Source organism: Candidatus Competibacter denitrificans Run_A_D11 (assembly GCF_001051235.1).
Lineage (GTDB): Bacteria > Pseudomonadota > Gammaproteobacteria > Competibacterales > Competibacteraceae > Competibacter_A > Competibacter_A denitrificans.
This window is the reverse complement of the sequence record NZ_CBTJ020000101.1, coordinates 50,422-67,158: the sequence shown is the minus strand read 5'-3', so window position 1 is coordinate 67,158 and position 16,737 is coordinate 50,422. Positions and strand designations below refer to the sequence as shown.

General features: G+C 58.1%; 12 protein-coding genes. 3 read left to right on the top strand and 9 right to left on the bottom strand.

The window, feature by feature from the left end:
• Position 1: 1 nt before the first annotated feature.
• From BN873_RS15985 to BN873_RS15960, 6 genes are all read right to left on the bottom strand, one after another.
• Entirely contained in the window at positions 2–979 is a 978-nt protein-coding gene (locus tag BN873_RS15985; protein ID WP_048676040.1) for a lysylphosphatidylglycerol synthase transmembrane domain-containing protein, read from the bottom strand.
• Positions 980–1,015: 36 nt separating this feature from the next.
• Entirely contained in the window at positions 1,016–2,680 is a 1,665-nt protein-coding gene (ettA, locus tag BN873_RS15980; RefSeq protein WP_048676037.1) for an energy-dependent translational throttle protein EttA, read from the bottom strand.
• A gap of 463 nt (positions 2,681–3,143) precedes the next feature.
• Positions 3,144–4,598: a malonyl-CoA decarboxylase gene (locus tag BN873_RS15975; RefSeq protein WP_048676034.1), complete on the bottom strand. Its 1,455-nt coding sequence runs from the start codon at positions 4,596–4,598 to the stop codon at positions 3,144–3,146.
• A gap of 177 nt (positions 4,599–4,775) precedes the next feature.
• Complete coding sequence (locus tag BN873_RS15970) at positions 4,776–6,566, bottom strand: acyl-CoA dehydrogenase (RefSeq protein WP_048676030.1); 1,791 nt, start codon at positions 6,564–6,566, stop codon at positions 4,776–4,778.
• Positions 6,567–6,687: 121 nt separating this feature from the next.
• The gene (locus BN873_RS15965; protein ID WP_048676027.1) at positions 6,688–7,638 is read right to left on the bottom strand and encodes an electron transfer flavoprotein subunit alpha/FixB family protein; all 951 of its coding nucleotides are present in this window, start codon (positions 7,636–7,638) and stop codon (positions 6,688–6,690) included.
• A gap of 19 nt (positions 7,639–7,657) precedes the next feature.
• Positions 7,658–8,407, bottom strand: coding sequence for an electron transfer flavoprotein subunit beta/FixA family protein (locus BN873_RS15960; RefSeq protein WP_048676024.1), 750 nt, complete (start codon positions 8,405–8,407; stop codon positions 7,658–7,660).
• 326 nt (positions 8,408–8,733) lie between these two features.
• Here BN873_RS15960 and acuI point away from each other — a divergent pair, with 326 nt between their 5' ends.
• Together acuI and BN873_RS15950 are read left to right on the top strand one after the other, a co-directional pair.
• Entirely contained in the window at positions 8,734–9,735 is a 1,002-nt protein-coding gene (gene acuI / locus BN873_RS15955) for an acrylyl-CoA reductase (NADPH) (RefSeq protein WP_048676021.1), read from the top strand.
• 97 nt (positions 9,736–9,832) lie between these two features.
• Positions 9,833–10,294 (top strand): MaoC family dehydratase, encoded by a 462-nt coding sequence (locus BN873_RS15950; RefSeq protein WP_048676018.1) that lies wholly within the window; start codon positions 9,833–9,835, stop codon positions 10,292–10,294.
• Between the two features lie 31 nt (positions 10,295–10,325).
• Here the strand turns inward: BN873_RS15950 and BN873_RS15945 are convergent, their stop codons facing one another.
• The 3 genes from BN873_RS15945 to BN873_RS15935 form a co-directional block, all read right to left on the bottom strand.
• A complete protein-coding gene (locus tag BN873_RS15945; RefSeq protein ID WP_048676015.1) occupies positions 10,326–13,052 on the bottom strand; it encodes a bifunctional serine/threonine-protein kinase/formylglycine-generating enzyme family protein in 2,727 nt (908 codons plus the stop codon).
• Between the two features lie 59 nt (positions 13,053–13,111).
• Positions 13,112–13,936: a PP2C family protein-serine/threonine phosphatase gene (locus tag BN873_RS15940; protein ID WP_048676012.1), complete on the bottom strand. Its 825-nt coding sequence runs from the start codon at positions 13,934–13,936 to the stop codon at positions 13,112–13,114.
• Positions 13,937–14,303: 367 nt separating this feature from the next.
• Positions 14,304–14,768, bottom strand: a complete 465-nt coding sequence (locus BN873_RS15935) for a peroxiredoxin (RefSeq protein ID WP_048676011.1) — start codon at positions 14,766–14,768, stop codon at positions 14,304–14,306.
• Between the two features lie 268 nt (positions 14,769–15,036).
• On the opposite strand from BN873_RS15935, the gene BN873_RS15930 reads away from it, so the two are divergent.
• Positions 15,037–16,701 (top strand): AMP-binding protein, encoded by a 1,665-nt coding sequence (locus BN873_RS15930; protein WP_048676210.1) that lies wholly within the window; start codon positions 15,037–15,039, stop codon positions 16,699–16,701.
• Positions 16,702–16,737 lie beyond the last annotated feature (36 nt).

The following is a 16,737-nucleotide window of genomic DNA, read 5'->3' as shown; positions in this document are numbered from 1 at the left end:
GCTAGCGATCTGGAGCGAGCGGTGCCAATCTGGCATTGGAGCCTGACCCGACTTCAAGTCCTAGCAGAGCTAGCAGGCCGATCAATACGGCGAACCATAAAGTGGTAAAGCGGCACAGCAGGGTGGCGGCAATAGCCGTACTGGAACCGACACCAGCCAAGATCAGCAACAGCCCCATGATGGCTTCCGTACCGCCCAGTCCTCCCGGCAAAAAGGATAGCGCACCGGCCAAAACACTGACGGCATAAATACCGATTGCGGTGCCGACCGGCAGCGTCACGTTCATACCCTTTAAGATCAGATACAGGGCGAAACCCTCCGTCGCCCAAGCCAAGATCCCAATAGCTAAACCTCCATAGAGCTTTCGGGTAGTTAGCAACAGAGTGGAGGCGTGCAACAGTTTGGCCAAACGTTGTAAAACAGGCGGTAGTTGGCGAAGGTGGAGGGGGCGTGCAGCCCACGCCTCTAGGCGATCTGGCAGTTCAGGCCGGACCATCAACCAGGTGAACGTGATCAACCCAAGGCAGGATAGCAGCACAAACGTGCGGTAATTTGGGAATAGCCAAGCACCGCCCAGCGCCAGGGCGGCAATGGCGAGCACATCCAGCAGACGCTCGACAAAGAACGCCGCCAGACTTTCCGCATAACCCATGCCGTGCGGTTTTAGATACAGTGAACGTACCGCTTCCCCGGCCTTGCCCGGCGTCACGGTAAAGGCGAAGCCGGCCAGATAATAGGCGAAGTGCCGCAACCGGGGGATCTGATGACCGAAGAGCACAACGTAGTATTGCCAGCGCAAGAAACGCAGGGCGTAGTTAAGCAACGACAGCCCTAAAATCAGGGCCAGTTGCGGCCAAGTGATGGCAGCGAGGGCGTTGCCGATCTGCCGGGCGTCGCCCGCGAAGGCGGCCAGCAGATACAACGCCATCGCCAGCACGGCGGTTATTGCCAGCGGACGCAGGTGTTTTTGGCGCGACATGATGTGATTAGCTCGCCCCGATAACGCGCGACAAGTTCACGCCAGCTTCCGGTATTTGATCCGATGTGGCTGGTCGGCCGCTACACCCAAACGTCGTTTGCGGTCAGTTTCGTAATCGGCGTAATTGCCTTCAAACCAGATCACTTGGGAATCACCCTCGAACGCCAGGATATGGGTGGCGATGCGATCCAGGAACCAGCGATCATGGGAGATAATCACTGCACAGCCGGCAAAGGCTAGCAAGGCTTCCTCCAGCGCCCGCAGCGTTTCTACGTCCAAATCGTTGGTCGGTTCGTCCAGCAACAACACATTGCCGCCGCTTTTCAACAGCTTGGCAAGATGGACTCGGTTGCGCTCGCCACCGGATAGATCTTTGACGAACTTCTGCTGATCGGGTCCTTTGAAATTGAAGCGACCGACATACGCGCGGGAGTTGATCTGGTAACTACCGATAGCGATGACATCCAACCCATCGGAGATTTCCTGCCAGACCGTTTTATCAGGGGCCAGGGCATCGCGCGATTGATCGACATAAGCCAGTTTGACGGTATCGCCCACTCGCAGTGTGCCGCCATCTGGTTGCTCCTGGCCGACCAGCATCCGAAACAAGGTCGTCTTACCCGCGCCGTTGGGGCCGATTACGCCGACGATGCCGCCCTTGGGTAGCTTGAAATCAAGACCATCGATCAGCAAACGGTCGCCAAAACCTTTGCGTAGACCAGTGGCCTCGACGACCAAATCACCCAAGCGTGGCCCCGGCGGAATATAGAGTTCCTGGGTCTCATTGCGCTTCTGGAATTCCTGTGACTCCAATTCCTCGAAGCGAGCGACGCGGGCTTTGCTCTTGGCATGGCGGCCTTTGGGGTTGGCACGTACCCATTCCAATTCCGCTTTCATTGCTTTGATGTGGGCGGTTTCCTGTTTTTCCTCAATCTCTAGTCGCTGTTCCTTCTGCTCCAGCCAGGAGGAATAGTTGCCTTCCCAGGGAATGCCCCGGCCGCGATCCAGTTCCAGAATCCAGCCGGCGACGTTATCAAGGAAATAGCGATCATGGGTCACAGCGACGACGGTGCCGGGATAATCCTGGAGAAAGCGTTCCAGCCAGGCCACGGATTCAGCGTCGAGATGGTTGGTCGGCTCATCCAACAGGAGCATGTCGGGTTTGGCGAGCAGCAGCCGACACAGTGCGACCCGCCGTCGCTCGCCGCCGGACAGTTTACCGACATCGGCATCCCAGGCCGGCAATCGCAGCGCATCGGCGGCGACATCCAGCGTGCGCTCCAGATTGTGGCCATCGGTGGCTTGCAGGTAGCTTTCCAGTTCCGCCTGTTCAGCGGCTAACTTCTCGAAATCGGCGTCGGCATCAGCGTAGGCGGCATAGACCTCTTCCAGCCGAGCCTGTGCAGCTTTGATCGGCTGTACCGCATCCTCGACGTTACTGCGGACATCCTTGGACGGATCGAGTTGCGGTTCCTGGGAGAGCAAGCCGATCTTGATACCGGGTTGCGGCCGCGCTTCGCCAAGAATATCGGTATCAACCCCGCCCATGATGCGCAGCAAGGTGGATTTGCCGGAACCGTTCAGGCCGAGTACGCCAATCTTGGCACCGGGGAAAAACGACAGGGAAATGTCTTTCAGGATTTCCCGCTTGGGCGGTACCACTTTGCCCACGCGGCTCATGGTGTAGATGTATTGGGCCATGCGTTTTATTCGACTCTATAGCCAAAAGGCGGCGATGTAAGCATCGCCGGTTGTAGGATCAAGCGTGGATCAGGAGGGAGTGCGGCGAAAAAACCGTCTTACCGACCAACTAACGCTTCAGCAGGAGTTTTTCTAGTTCACGGCCGGTGTCCGACGGAGGGTTGCCGCTATTGGAGGCGCGCTCACGGGAACAGCGATCCGGTTTCCAGTTATCGACTGCTCATGCCGAGCTGTTCAGCGGCTGTGGCGGAAAACAGGACGCACAAACCACACAGACCCGCCAGAATGCGAGCCAGCCTACAGTTCATCAGTGCCCTCCTGGAGTCATTGCTTTTAGTGATAGGGTACTACTGTAACAGACTTGCATGACGGATAGAGGTGGACACTGGCTCTCGATGATTGATCATGGCGCCTCGCTCTCTTCCGTCTTAATTGGCGCATTGGGATTCGGACTGGTCGGTGATCAACTCTTCAGCAAAGCCCGGATGGTTGAGGACGTCATCACCTTGCCTTCGCCGCGATAAGCCTCATGATTGGTTTCGATGTCACTGAGCTTATATAGATAATTCACCATCATTCCCACCGCCTGGCTCATGCCCTTAAGCGAGGTATCCGCCAACCAGTTCAGCCGTTCGATTCGTGCGCCGTTGGACAGGTGGAAATGTGCTACGCGGTCCAGAGCGGTCCCGCCTGGGCGTTTTTCTTTGGCGAGATAGCGGGAACACAAGCGCAGCAGGGGTGGTTTTAACGCCTTGGCAAGCTCGGTATTGCCGTGCCAATCCGACGTGGCCAGCAAGGTCTGCAAAGAGACGGGTTCCTTGCCAGCATTGGCAGCCGTTACCAGGGCTTTGCGTTCGGCAGCGGTCAGCAGCTCCGCGTCAGCGTCGGATTCTTGCAGCTTGCTATCCAGCCAATCGCGGAAACCGGGAATCGGCGAGAGCGTGGCAAAAGTTTTGAGATTGCTAAATTCGGTTGTCAATTCATCCACCACCCGCTTGATCAGAAAGTTGCCGAAACTGATGCCGCTCAGTCCTTCGTGCGCATTGGAAATGGAATAGAAAATAGCGGTGTCGGCGGCGGTGGGTTCGAAGACTGGGGCGGATTCATCGAGCAAGGTATGCACATTGTTGGCGATGCCATCGACCAGGGCGACCTGGACGATAATCAGCGGTTCGTCGGGCATCCGTGGGTGGAAGAAGGCAAAACAGCGGCGGTCAACACTGAGGCGGTTTTTCAGGTCGCCCCAATCCCGGATCGGATGCACGGCCTCATAGACGAACATCTTTTCCAGCAGTGATGCCGGCGAGTTCCAGGTGATGCGCCGCAATTCCAGAAAGCCGACATCGAACCACGATACCAGCAGCGCGAGGAGATCCCGCTCCAACGCTCCCAACGCCGGATCATCCTGCCGCCATGCCAGGAGTTCGGCCCGCAAGTCAACTAGAAAATGAAAGCCTTCAGGCAGCGCATTGAGCTGTGCCAATAGGCGGCCACGGGGTGGCTGCAATGCTTGGCGCAACGCCCGCTCCGCCTTGGCACGCTCCTCGCTGTTGTCGCCCGCTTGCCGCAGTTGTTCCGCCGCTTTATTCACGGCATGGTGGTCGCTGTCAAACTCGGTGGCGAGAATTTTCAAAAACCGCTTGCGACCCTTGGCGTTGAGTGACAGATAAAGCCGGCCGAGATTAGCGGCACGGGCGCGCGCCGAGACTTCACCGCCGCGCGCTTCCAGACAATCGCGCATTTGGTTTTTTAGCGCTTCGGCATCTTTGTCGGGCAGGTTCGGGTTCGGGGTGGTCGAGAGCAGGCCACCCCGCCAGTCGGCTACATCGCGCCAGGCTTCGCGGAGATTTTGCATCGTCCGGTCCAGCAGGCTGTCTCGGGTGGTGATTTCAGGTTCGCGAGTCGTCTGTTCAGTCATGGCGGAAGTACCTGGGTTCAAGGTCGGCCATGGGAGGGCCGGTTCAAGGCGCCGTGTGGTATTTCGATCAAATTCAAGTATAAATCAGTCTCAGCGCTCGCTTGGAAGAAGTCGGATTTTTGGGCGCAATGGCTACGGCTTGGATACGACCGGGATTCAGCAATCCCGGTCTTGGGGCTAGAACTGTTCTTCAGTCAGGGCCATGATGGAAGCGCCGCCGTGTTTAATCGAAGCGCATAAGCCGGTGGCCTTGGGCAGGATGTGCTCGGCGTAGAAGCACGCTGTGATCGTCTTGGCCTCGTAAAAAACGTGTTCTGGATCGTCTTTACGCTTCTGGCTAGCGATGTGCGCGGCACGGGCCAATTGCCAGCCGCCGCAAACGAAACCGGCCAGCATCAGATAATCGACCGATACTGCCATCACATCTTCGGCGGAATGGGTTTCCAGCATCCAATCGGTCGCTTCGGCCAGTTTGGCTACTGCCTCCTGTAGGCCGGCGCGGATGATGGCGATAGGCTCGCCCGGCGCTGGCTTCAGCTCTGCCACCGTCTCCCCGATTTCAGTGATCAGCGCCCGCATCGACGCCCCTTTATCCATGTTGAGCTTGCGTCCGGCCAGGTCGGCAGCCTGGATGCCGGTGGTGCCTTCATAGATGGTGGTGATGCGGGAGTCGCGCAGGTGTTGGCAGGTGCCGGTTTCTTCGATAAAGCCCATGCCGCCATGGATTTGCACGCCCAGCGAGGCGACATCAATCCCGGTTTCGCTCAGCCAGCCCTTGACGATGGGGATCAGCAAATCCACCCGATTCTGGTGGCGTTCGCGGGTTTCCGGATCGGGGTGGTAACGGGCTAGATCAAGATGTTTGGCGACCACATAACCCAAGCCGCGCATCGCCTCGTTTAAGGCTTTCATGGTCATCAGCATCCGCCGCACGTCGGGGTGGTGGATGATGGTGACCCGATCACCGCTCTTGACGCCGACCGGCCGACCCTGTACCCGGTCTTTGGCGTATTCGAGCGCCGCTTGATAAGCGCGTTCGCCGATGGCCAGCCCTTGCAGGCCGACCTTAAAACGCGCCTCGTTCATCATGATGAACATGTAAGCCAGGCCCTTGTTTTCCTGGCCGACCAGATAGCCAATAGCCCCGTCTTTGTCGCCGAACGCCATCACACAGGTCGGGCTGGCGTGGATGCCCATCTTGTGCTCCAGCGAGACCGCGTGTACGTCATTGCGCTCGCCGAGCGAGCCATCCGGGTTAACCAGAAACTTGGGTACGATGAACAGCGAAATCCCTCTGACGCCTTCCGGAGCGTCCGGGGTTCGGGCCAGCACCAGATGAATGGTGTTGTCCGTCATGTTGTGCTCGCCCCAGGTGATAAAGATTTTCTGGCCGAAGATCCGGTAATGATCGCCTTCAGGCACGGCGCGGGCGCGCACCGCCGACAGATCGGAACCGGCCTGCGATTCCGTCAGATTCATGGTGCCGGTCCATTCGCCGCTGACCATCTTCGGCAGATATAACGCCTTTTGTGCCTCGGAACCGACGCTGTTGATCGCCTCGATGGCGCCGCCATTGAGCATCGGGCACAGCGCGAAGGACATGTTGGCCGAATTCCACATTTCCTGGGTCGCGGTGTTGAGTAGCTCCGGCAGACCTTGGCCGCCGTGATCGATGGCACAGCCGATGCCGTTCCAGCCACCATCGACGAATTTTTGATAAGCCCTGGCAAAGCCATCGGCGGGGATAACACCCTCAGGGCCAAGGCGGACCCCCTGAACGTCACCGGGGTGGTTGAGGGGAGCCAGGACCCCGGATGCCAACTTGGCGGCTTCTTCCAAAACAGCTTCCGCCAGTTCCGGGCCAACGTCCTGGTCGGCGAAAGCCGGTAAGGCAGCGACTTCAGCCAGGCCGGCCACTTCGTTGATGACGAACTGCATGTCGCGAGTCGGGGCAGAATAGGCGGTCACAAGCGCCTCCTTGAAATACGTGGAATGCGGGATCGAGAAAGCAAGCGCCGCCTGACGAACGCTCGATCCTTGCGCGTCGGATCAAGGCCCGCCAGGCGGCGCGGGGTTAAAACCGAAACGCTCAACCGGCGGCTTTCAGTTTGTCCAGTTCATTGGCCATCTCTGGCATGGCGACAAACAGGTCAGCGACCAAGCCGTAATCGGCGACTTGAAAGATCGGCGCTTCCTCATCTTTGTTGATGGCGACGATCACTTTGCTGTCTTTCATCCCCGCCAGATGCTGGATGGCGCCGGAGATACCGACGGCGACATAGAGTTCCGGCGCGACCACTTTACCGGTCTGGCCGACTTGGTAGTCATTGGGGACGAACCCGGCGTCCACGGCGGCGCGCGAGGCGCCCACCGCGGCGCCCAGTTTGTCGGCGACCGCTTCGAGCAACTTAAAGTTCTCACCGTTGCCCATGCCGCGCCCGCCGGAGACGATGATCTTGGCGGCGGTCAATTCCGGCCGGTCGGATTTAGTGAGCTGCTGGCCGACGAAGGTGGATAAGCCGGAATCGCTGGTGGCGGCGACCGTCTCAATGCTGGCTGACCCACCCTCGCTGGCAGCGGCCGGAAAAGTGGTGCCACGCACGGTGATGACCTTGACCGCATCTTTGGATTGCACGGTGGCCAGTACGTTGCCGGCGTAGATCGGCCGCACGAAGGTGTCGGCACTCTCCACTTTGATAATGTCGGAGATCTGGGCCACATCCAGCAAAGCGGCCACGCGCGGCAGGATGTTTTTGCCAGCGGCGGTGGCAGGTGCCAGGATGTGGCTGTAACCGCTGGCCAGGCCGACCACCAGGGAAGCGACATTTTCAGCCAACTGGTTGGCGTAGTGGGGCGCATCGGCGTGTAAAACCTTCTTAACGCCCGCGACCTTGGCCGCTGCCTGGGCGACCGTGCCACAGTTATGGCCGGCCACCAGGACGGCGATATCACTGCCGAGTTGGGACGCGGCGGTAACGGTATTTAACGTCGCTGATTTCAGGGCGGCGTTATCGTGTTCGGCGATGACGAGAATGCTCATAAGGCGATATCCGTGACGTTTAGATGACGTGGGCTTCTTTGTGCAGCTTGTCGATCAGCGCGGCGACTGTATCGACCTTAATCCCGGCTTGGCGCTTGGGCGGCTCTTGGACTTTGAGCGTGGCCAGGCGGGGAGCGACATCGACGCCAAGATCGGCGGGTTTGAGCACATCCAGCGGCTTTTTCTTGGCCTTCATGATATTGGGCAGCTTGACGAAGCGAGGCTCATTCAGGCGCAGGTCGGTGGTCACGACGGCCGGCAACTTCAACGCCACCGTTTCCAGGCCGCCGTCAACTTCACGGGTGACCTTGGTTGCACCAGCATCGACCTCGACTTTGGAAGCGAAGGTGCCTTGCGACCAGCCGAGCAGAGCCGCCAGCATCTGGCCGGTTTGATTGGCGTCATCGTCGATAGCCTGCTTGCCCAAGATCACTAGGTCGGGTTTTTCCTTATCGACCACGGCTTTAAGAAGCTTAGCGACCGCCAGCGGTTGCAACTCGGCGTCGGTTTCCACCAGAATGGCCCGATCTGCACCCATCGCCAGCGCTGTGCGCAGCGTGTCTTGGCAGGCGGCGACACCCAGGGAAACCGCCACGATTTCCTTGGCCTTGCCCGCTTCCTGCATCCGAACCGCTTCCTCGACGGCGATTTCGTCGAATGGATTCATAGACATCTTGACGTTGGCGGTTTCCACACCGGAACCATCCGCTTTCGCCCGCACCTTGACGTTGTAATCAACCACCCGCTTCACGGCGACTAATAATTTCATCGTTATACCTTTTTTTGTGATCGCTTACGTTTTGCAATCTATTGGCCCTCGGGCACGGGCTGATCTATGACCGATAAAGCAAGATCAACACGTCTCGTACCCCCTTTGGGTTGGTTCGGCCGGACAAATGCGGAGGCGGCGTAGAAAGACATCTGACAAGATATCGAGCCAACGATCCGGCCAGCTAAACCTCAGCAAGTTATGGTATTTACTCCCCATCGGCGATGCAATGCATTTATTGACCGCGACACGTCGTTGGCGGTAGGGTTTTATTTATCGCCCTCTGTAAACCACATCCACTCCTATTCATGTAAGGAATTAGCGACATGGCTGACCCAGCGAATTTTAAAGCCTTGGTATTGCAGCAGCGAGATGGCAAAACCTACGCAGAGATCACCCATCTTAACCTCACTGATTTACCGGCCGGTGAGGTGCTGGTGGCTATCGATTTTTCTTCATTGAATTATAAGGATGGGTTGGCGGTCACTGGCAAGGGCAAGATCGTGCGGCGGTTTCCCCTGGTGCCAGGGATCGATTTTGCCGGGACGGTCCTTGAGTCGAGCAGTTCCACCTATCGACCGGGTGATCCGGTGGTGTTGACCGGTTGGGGAGTCGGGGAAAGTTTTTGGGGAGGTTATGCCCAACGAGCGCGGGTTGCCGCTGATTGGTTAGTGCCCTTACCGGTCGGCCTGGATAGTCGCCAGGCGATGGCCATCGGCACCGCCGGTTTCACCGCTATGCTGTGCGTGCTGGCGCTGGAGCACGCGGGTCTCAAACCGGATGCCGGCAAACCCGTGCTGGTGACCGGGGCTAGTGGTGGGGTGGGTAGCGTGGCTGTGGCGCTGTTGGCCGGTTTAGGTTATCGCGTCGCCGCCGTGACCGGTCGTCCAGAAAACGAAACCTTTCTACGCGAGCTGGGAGCGGCCGAAATCATCGACCGCGAGCAGATGAACCGACCGTTCCGGCCACTGGAGACCCAACTGTGGGCGGGCGTGGTGGATACAGTCGGCGGTTCGATCCTGGCGCGGGCGCTGGCGGAAACCGATTACGGCGGTGCCGTCGCCGCCTGTGGCTTAGCCGGCGGGGTCGATTTGCCCACGACGGTCATGCCGTTCATTCTGCGGGGTGTGCAGTTATTGGGGGTGGATTCGGTGATGTGCCCGTTGTCGCTGCGCCGGCCGGCATGGGCGCGGCTGGTACGTGATTTGCCGTCGGCCACACTGGAGCGTTTGACGCAAACCATCTCGCTCACGGAAGTGCCTCCTTTGGCGGAAGCGATTCTGGCGGGCCAGGTGCGAGGGCGCATCGTGGTTGATCCCAACCGCTGAACCTGGAACCCAAATTTCCCACTAATCCGCTGGGTCATGTACGCTATGGGCGGTTTTCGCCCAAGCGAGATGGGTTTCCTACTTATCGGAGAAGCGAATGTACTCCACGCACGAAGGTCACAACGACAGTATCCATGGCTATTATTTGGAGGATTTGAAGGTGGGCATGAGCGCATCTCATGCTAAAACCGTCACCGAAACCGATGTGGTCATGTTTGCCGGCTTGACCGGTGATAATAACCCAGTGCATTGCAATGAAGAATTTGCCGCGCAGACCCGCTTTAAGGGCCGTATCGCGCATGGCATGTTCTGCGCTGGCCTGATTTCCTGCGTGGCCGGTACTCGCCTGCCCGGTCCCGGCGCCGTCTATGTTGACCAACAGCTCCGGTTCACAGCTCCGGTGCGGATCGGCGATACCGTAACCACCGTTTGCACCATCCAGGATATCAACCTGGAACGGCGGCGCGTGGTGATGCAGACTGTCTGCACCGTGCGGGATCAGGTGGTGGTCGAAGGCAATGCCACGTTCATGGTCAGCCGCCGCAAGGCATCGGCCTAGAAGAAAAAACCACAGACGGTTACCAAAAAAGTCACTCTTCCATAACGACCCGGAACCCAGTCATCGCATCGCGTTGATCGGGTTTACGGGCAAAACGCTTTGCCGAGCGTAAGTCACCAGGGCCATTGTTCCAGGAACCACCGCGCACCACCCGCAACCCGTCAGTGGCGGGTTTATCGGAGCAGCCTTGCTCCTGGCCGCTGTAAGCGCGGTCGTATTCCGAGCATGTCCATTCCCAGACGTTACCGGCCATGTCTGAGATCCCAAAGCGGTTGGCTAGATAGCTGCCGACCGGTGCAGTGACCGCTTGGCCGTCATCCAAGCTTTTGACCGAGGCGCCGGACGGGTCATTGCGATCAGAAAAATTGGCGTAGCGCGGGTCGATCTCGTTGCCCCAGTAATAACGAGTCGTAGCACCACTGCGGGCGGTGTATTCCCATTCCGCTTCGGTGGGTAGCCGAAAGCGTTTCCCGGTGCCCGCTTCCCACGATAGCCATTCGGTAAATGCTTTGGCATTCTCCCACGTCACATTCACCACGGGCTGGACATCCCGATCCAAGGGACGACCTTGAAAAGAACCGCTGCTGTGATCGGGCTTGAACCGGTGGTATTGGCGGTTGGTGGTTTCCGTCGTGCTAATCCAGAAGTTTTTAACGCAGATCTGATGGGCGGATTCATCACTGGCCCGATCTTGCTCACTGGGTGGACTACCCATGTTAAAGCAGCCGCCCTGAACAAAAGCCAGTTTGATGCCGGTTTTTTCATCCACCCAGGTTTTGGTGCTAACCCCTTGTTGCTCGGCGATTCGCAACTCGGATCTTAGCGTGGTCAGCACTGGATGATCCGGATACGCTTCGGCCAGGCGTTCCAGATTTAATTCGGCGGCAATCAAATTATGGCTGGCCAGGCTGCTCCGAAATTTCTGGGTCCGGTCGGCAATATCCGCCTCTCGGCGCTGGGCATCTTCTTGGGCGCGCTGGGCGATTTCCTCTTCTGCCTGTTGCTTTTTGACCGCTTCCCGACGCTGTTCTTCCTGAACGGTCTTGAAGTATTCGTAACCGAGTAGTCCACCGCCCGAAAGCCCTGCAATTACGCAGACCATGATCAGAATCCATTTCCAGTTGACCTGCCGGGTGGGGCCATACGCAATGGCGTCGCCCTCAGGCTCAATTGGCGCGATTGTTTTTGGCTGAGATTGGGGCTGTTCCAGGCCCTCGCGACGATTGATCGGCTGGGAGAAAGGTGCCGAGCTTTCTGGACGGACTAGACCCGTCGAAGGGCTTCCACCACCTTTGTATAGCGTTGCCTGTCTGAGGTGCTCGACGGCTGAGTGGGGTGGGCGATTGAGCAGAGTCGCGCCACTAAGTTTAGGTTGCGGTCCACTGGGTACGCTCGCCGGGCGGGGTTCCTCCCAGGCGGGAGGACGTACTTGTGAAACGGCTTGATCGGGTTGTTCCCAACGGGTCTCGGACCATGGCAGGGACGCTGAGCCGTTGGCTGGCGGTGAAGAGTCTGGTGCGGCGACGGCGACCGATGCGGAGGCAGGGTTTTGGGTATCAAAATCGGCCAGCGTCCAGCCGGAGGATTTTTCATCAGCTACCGAGAGCGTCTCGGTGCTTTGGTTGGAAGAGGTTGCACTTGAACCGGGCAAGCCAGGCTTTTCAAAGCGCCACAGTTGCGATCCAGCCTGATCGGGTTGGCGGTCGTCCCAGGGGGGGTCGTCTTCCAGAACAATGAGCGAGGGCCTGGAGCGAGGTAGCGCATCATTGAGGGACGGTGCGGCGTTCGGTGCCGGCAGATCCAGCAATTCAGGACGCAGTTGAGGAACCTGGAGGAAATCGGCCCGATTGTTCGGCTGATCGCCACCGCGTAGAGCTTCCCGCATAGCGGCTACGGTTTGGAAGCGCTCTTCGGGACGAACCGCCAGGGCTTTGTCAACCACCCGTAGCAGGCTGCGGGAATACAAACCGGCCCCACATTCGACGGCGGGCTGTACCGGATCTTTAAGAACCCGGCCGGGCGCCTCAATGGGCGGTGCGCCCGTGATACAGCGGTACAGTACGGCACCGAGCGCATAGATGTCAGTCCACGGCCCGTAATCATCGCCGACTGTGACATATTGCTCAATCGGCGAGTAGCCGGGGGTGACAACGCTGGTGACACTGCGAGTGCGCCGCCCCAGCGCTTGTCGAGCGGCGCCGAAGTCAATCAGCATCACCCGGTCATCGGCTGAGCGGATATAAAGATTGCTTGGTTTAAGGTCGCGGTGCAGATAACCCTGACCATGGACGGCTTCAAGGGCCGGCATCACATCGTCCAGTAAGTGACGCAGCTCGTTCTCAGGGAGAATGCCTCCCCGTTGCAGTAGGGCGCTGAGTGATTCGCCGGCCTCATACTCCATGACGATGTAGGCCGAGCCGTTGGCCGTGAAATAGTCCCGGACTCGGACCACGCAAGGGTGATTGATTTGTACCAGAATTTTCGCTTCATCCAGGAAGCGCTGCAAACCCCAATCGTAACAGGCAGGTTCACCGCTACGGGCAGGAATTTGCCCTTGAGCGTTGGCGCGCACGGTGATGGCGTCATGGTCGCGGTAAGCCCATTCGGCAGGAAAATACTCTTTGAGAGCAACCTGATTTTCCAACGCTTCATGAATCGCCCGATACGTGATCCCAAAGCCACCAGCGCCCAAAATGCTGTCTATTAGATAACGGTGCAAGCTGAAGCCCGCAGGCAGCGCATTGCTTTCTTCAGTCATGGGGCTTCCCTTTAAGTCGTTGAGCGCGAGTGCGAGCGGTGGCGCAGCATTGCCGAATGCTACTGGCGGGCGCGGTTAAACAGCCCCGCGAATTTGGCCGACACATCCTGTAACCATTGCGTAGGTGTGCTCGTTCCAATATTGCCGCGCAACAGGATAAGGGTGGCATTATCGGCGCTAGCCCCGCCACGCTGGACCGCTTGCGTAGCCAGTGCATCGGCTGCGGTGACCGGGCCGCTGGCGAGGGTGGCTTCCCACAGCTCTGATTCGCTCACATATTCCCAGACTCCGTCCGAACACAGGGCCAATACATCACCGGACTGGATTGAAAAGTGTCCCTTGTCGGGCTTGGGATCATCGGGTCCCCCAAGACAGCGGTAGAGGCGATTCTGGGCGGGGTGGCTCGCCATCTGCGATTCCTCAATCTCGCCAAGATCCATCAGCAATTGCACAGCGGAATGATCGCGAGTACGCATGAGCCGCCGACCGCCCCGGAAATGGTAGAGACGGCTGTCACCGATATTCAGCCAGTGGGCACGGTCCCGTTCTAGCCATACCATCACGACAGTGCTGCGGGCTGTTTCCGATTGGCGGTTAATGCTGTCGTGTATCTGTCGATTCAGCGATTCTAAGGCGGTCAGTGGATCGGAGCGCAGCAATTTGAGCGAATTTTGTGCGAAATGGCGCGCAGAATCGACGACGATCTGAGCGCCCAGGGCGCCGTCCAGGTGCCCCCCCATGCCATCGGCCACGACCGCGAGAAGCCCCTGCTGATCTGGAGCGCAAAAAATGCCCCAGCGATCTTGCTGTTCGTGGCGACTGCCTTGTTCGCTGGCAACGCCCCGTTCCCATTGAGGAAGAGTGGCCGGTTCAGGCGAAATCACACCCAGTTCTCCAAAGGTTTGGCAGCAAGGTCATCGATTTTAGCGAATAACCGCATGTGTTGGCCGCAGATAGCGTATCGGTGTTGCCGGGTCGGCCGGAATCGGGTTCCGTGCCAGCCGACAAAGCAGTGGTTTTTACCACGATATTGCCCGGACATGCGGGACTCCTTGCTAATGGGCCGCAATGGGTGGGAGAGGTGGCCGAACGCTACCACCGTGCGGTTAAACCGCGGCGAAACGGCTACATCGAATACCAGCGTAACGTAATTATGTCGCCAGGGGCTGGCGACAAGCAATCCTCTAGGCACACGAATCACTATTGTGGTCGATTGTGGTCGATGAGTACCAAAGTTGGCCAACAGGAAGTTTACAGTAGCTTGAGGACTTGCTCAGCGTGATTGGCGCAGTCGGGCTTGTCAATGATATGGGCGATACGGCCACTTTCATTAATGATAAAGGTCATTCGGTTGGCGACCCCGAACAGGCTTTTCGCTGCGCCGATCAAGCCGCTACTACCCAGCGCCCCATAGGCCGTGGCTACCGCACTGTCGGTATCGGCCAGCAACGGAAAGTTGATGCCATACTTTTCGGTGAAGCGCCGGTGCGAGTCGGTATCTTGGGTAGAGACACCAAGAATCGCAGCACCCTTATCGAGGATTTCTTGGTGGTAGTCACGCAGGGAACACGCCTGTTTGGTGCAGCCAGGGGTGTCGTCCATTGGATAGAAGTACAGGATCAATTTGGTGCCTAGATAATCGGACAGCTTGATCTGGCTACCATCGGTGGCCGTGGCCGAAAACATCGGGGCGGGATCGCCGATTTTCAGGTTCATGGCTTGTGCTCTCGCTGGGTATGATGGGTTGACTTGACGGAGATTTGACAGAAGTTTAGGTCAAATTTGCTACTGATTCAGGTGGGTTTCTGATCTGGCCGGCGCAGTCAAGGGAGGCTATCCAATTGCAGGGTCGAATTGGCTGTGATGATTGCAAAAACCTCAGCCCCGGCATGTTCTCTATCTCCGGCAAGGCGAAGTTCAGCCATACTGATAAAAACGGATGTACCCCTTTCATAACGTGATCCCCAATAGCGAGGAGTGTGGCGTGGAAAAAATCTGGCTCAAAGAGTATCCCCCCGGCATACCGGCGGAAATTGATCTGAACGAATTTAGCTCGCTCAAGGATATCCTCGAAAAAAGTTGTGCCCGTTACGCCGAACGGCCGGCGTATTCCAACCTGGGCATGACACTGCGCTATCGGGATGTTGAGCGCCTTAGCCGAGATTTTGGGGCTTTTCTGCAAAGGCAGGGGCTGCAAAAAGGTGACCGCATCGCGCTGATGATGCCCAATCTCCTGCAATACGTGGTCGCCGTATTCGGCGTGCTGCGCGTTGGCATGGTGGTGGTGAACGTCAATCCGCTCTATACACCGCGAGAACTGGAACATCAGTTGATCGATTCCGGCGCGACCGCCATTGTGATCGCCGAAAATTTTGCTCACACCCTACAAGAGGTGATCGCTAAAACCCCGCTTAAAACCGTCGTGATGACCCAGTTGGGCGATTTGTTACCCATGCCCAAACGGCTGTTGGTTAATTTCGCAATCAAATATGTGAAAAAGCTGGTGCCCGCGTGGCATATTCCCGGCACGATCTCATTCCGCGCGGCGCTTAAAGCCGGCAGTGGCCAGGCTTTGACCGACACACCGCTCGGCCACGACGATCTGGCATTTCTCCAATACACAGGCGGGACTACTGGGGTGGCGAAAGGTGCCATGCTGACCCACGGGAATCTGGTCGCCAATTTGCAGCAAGCCTCGGCGTGGTTGTACCCTTTTTTGCGGCTGGGAGAAGAAGTTGTGATCACCGCCTTGCCGCTCTATCACATCTTTTCGCTCACCGCGAACTGCCTGACTTTCATGAAGTTGGGCGGCGAGAATATCCTGATCACCAATCCCCGCGATTTGCCGGGTCTGGTCAAGGAACTGAGCAAGATCCGTTTTACCATCATCACCGGTGTCAACACGCTGTTCAACGGCTTGCTCCATGTGCCGGGTTTTGCGCAACTGGATTTTAGCACCCTCAAAGTGAGCCTGGGCGGTGGTATGGCCGTGCAGCGAGCAGTGGCCGAAAACTGGCGCCAGGTGACCGGAATGCCGTTGATTGAGGCCTATGGCTTGACCGAAACCTCGCCGGCCGTCTGCATCAATCCACTCACCTTGGTCGATTACAACGGCAGCATCGGGTTGCCGCTGCCTTCCACCGACGTGGCGATTCTTGACGATGAAAACCGCAAGCGCGGCATTGGTGAGGATCAAACCGGCGAGCTTTGCGTGCGTGGCCCGCAGGTAATGTACGGCTACTGGAACCGCCCGGAAGAGACCGCCAAGGTGATGACCGATGATGGTTATCTGCGGACTGGCGACATCGCCTATGTCGATAAACTCGGCTATATCCGCATCGTAGACCGCAAAAAGGACATGATTCTCGTCTCCGGCTTTAACGTCTACCCTAACGAGGTGGAGGATGTCGTCGCCCGCCATCCCGGTGTACGGGAAGTGGCCGCCGTCGGAGTGCCGGATGAAAAATCGGGCGAGGCGGTCAAGATCGTGGTTGTGAAAAAAGATCCGGCGCTGACTGCCGATGCGCTGATCGCCCATTGCCGCGAGCATTTGACCGGCTACAAGCTGCCGCGTCGAGTCGAATTTCGCAGCGAATTGCCCAAGAGCAACGTCGGCAAAATCCTGCGCCGACTATTGCGTGACGGCTGACACGGGCTGGGTGATCCGGCGAGAGGATCGGTGTCG

Excerpts from the sequence above, each read along its gene's own strand:
- BN873_RS15985 (WP_048676040.1), bottom strand. The coding sequence starts at position 979 with ATGTCGCGCCAAAAACACCTGCGTCCGCTGGCAATAACCGCCGTGCTG.
- ettA (WP_048676037.1), bottom strand. The coding sequence starts at position 2,680 with ATGGCCCAATACATCTACACCATGAGCCGCGTGGGCAAAGTGGTACCG.
- BN873_RS15975 (WP_048676034.1), bottom strand. The coding sequence starts at position 4,598 with ATGACTGAACAGACGACTCGCGAACCTGAAATCACCACCCGAGACAGC.
- BN873_RS15965 (WP_048676027.1), bottom strand. The coding sequence starts at position 7,638 with ATGAGCATTCTCGTCATCGCCGAACACGATAACGCCGCCCTGAAATCA.
- BN873_RS15960 (WP_048676024.1), bottom strand. The coding sequence starts at position 8,407 with ATGAAATTATTAGTCGCCGTGAAGCGGGTGGTTGATTACAACGTCAAG.
- acuI (WP_048676021.1), top strand. The coding sequence starts at position 8,734 with ATGGCTGACCCAGCGAATTTTAAAGCCTTGGTATTGCAGCAGCGAGAT.
- BN873_RS15950 (WP_048676018.1), top strand. The coding sequence starts at position 9,833 with ATGTACTCCACGCACGAAGGTCACAACGACAGTATCCATGGCTATTAT.
- BN873_RS15945 (WP_048676015.1), bottom strand. The coding sequence starts at position 13,052 with ATGACTGAAGAAAGCAATGCGCTGCCTGCGGGCTTCAGCTTGCACCGT.
- BN873_RS15935 (WP_048676011.1), bottom strand. The coding sequence starts at position 14,768 with ATGAACCTGAAAATCGGCGATCCCGCCCCGATGTTTTCGGCCACGGCC.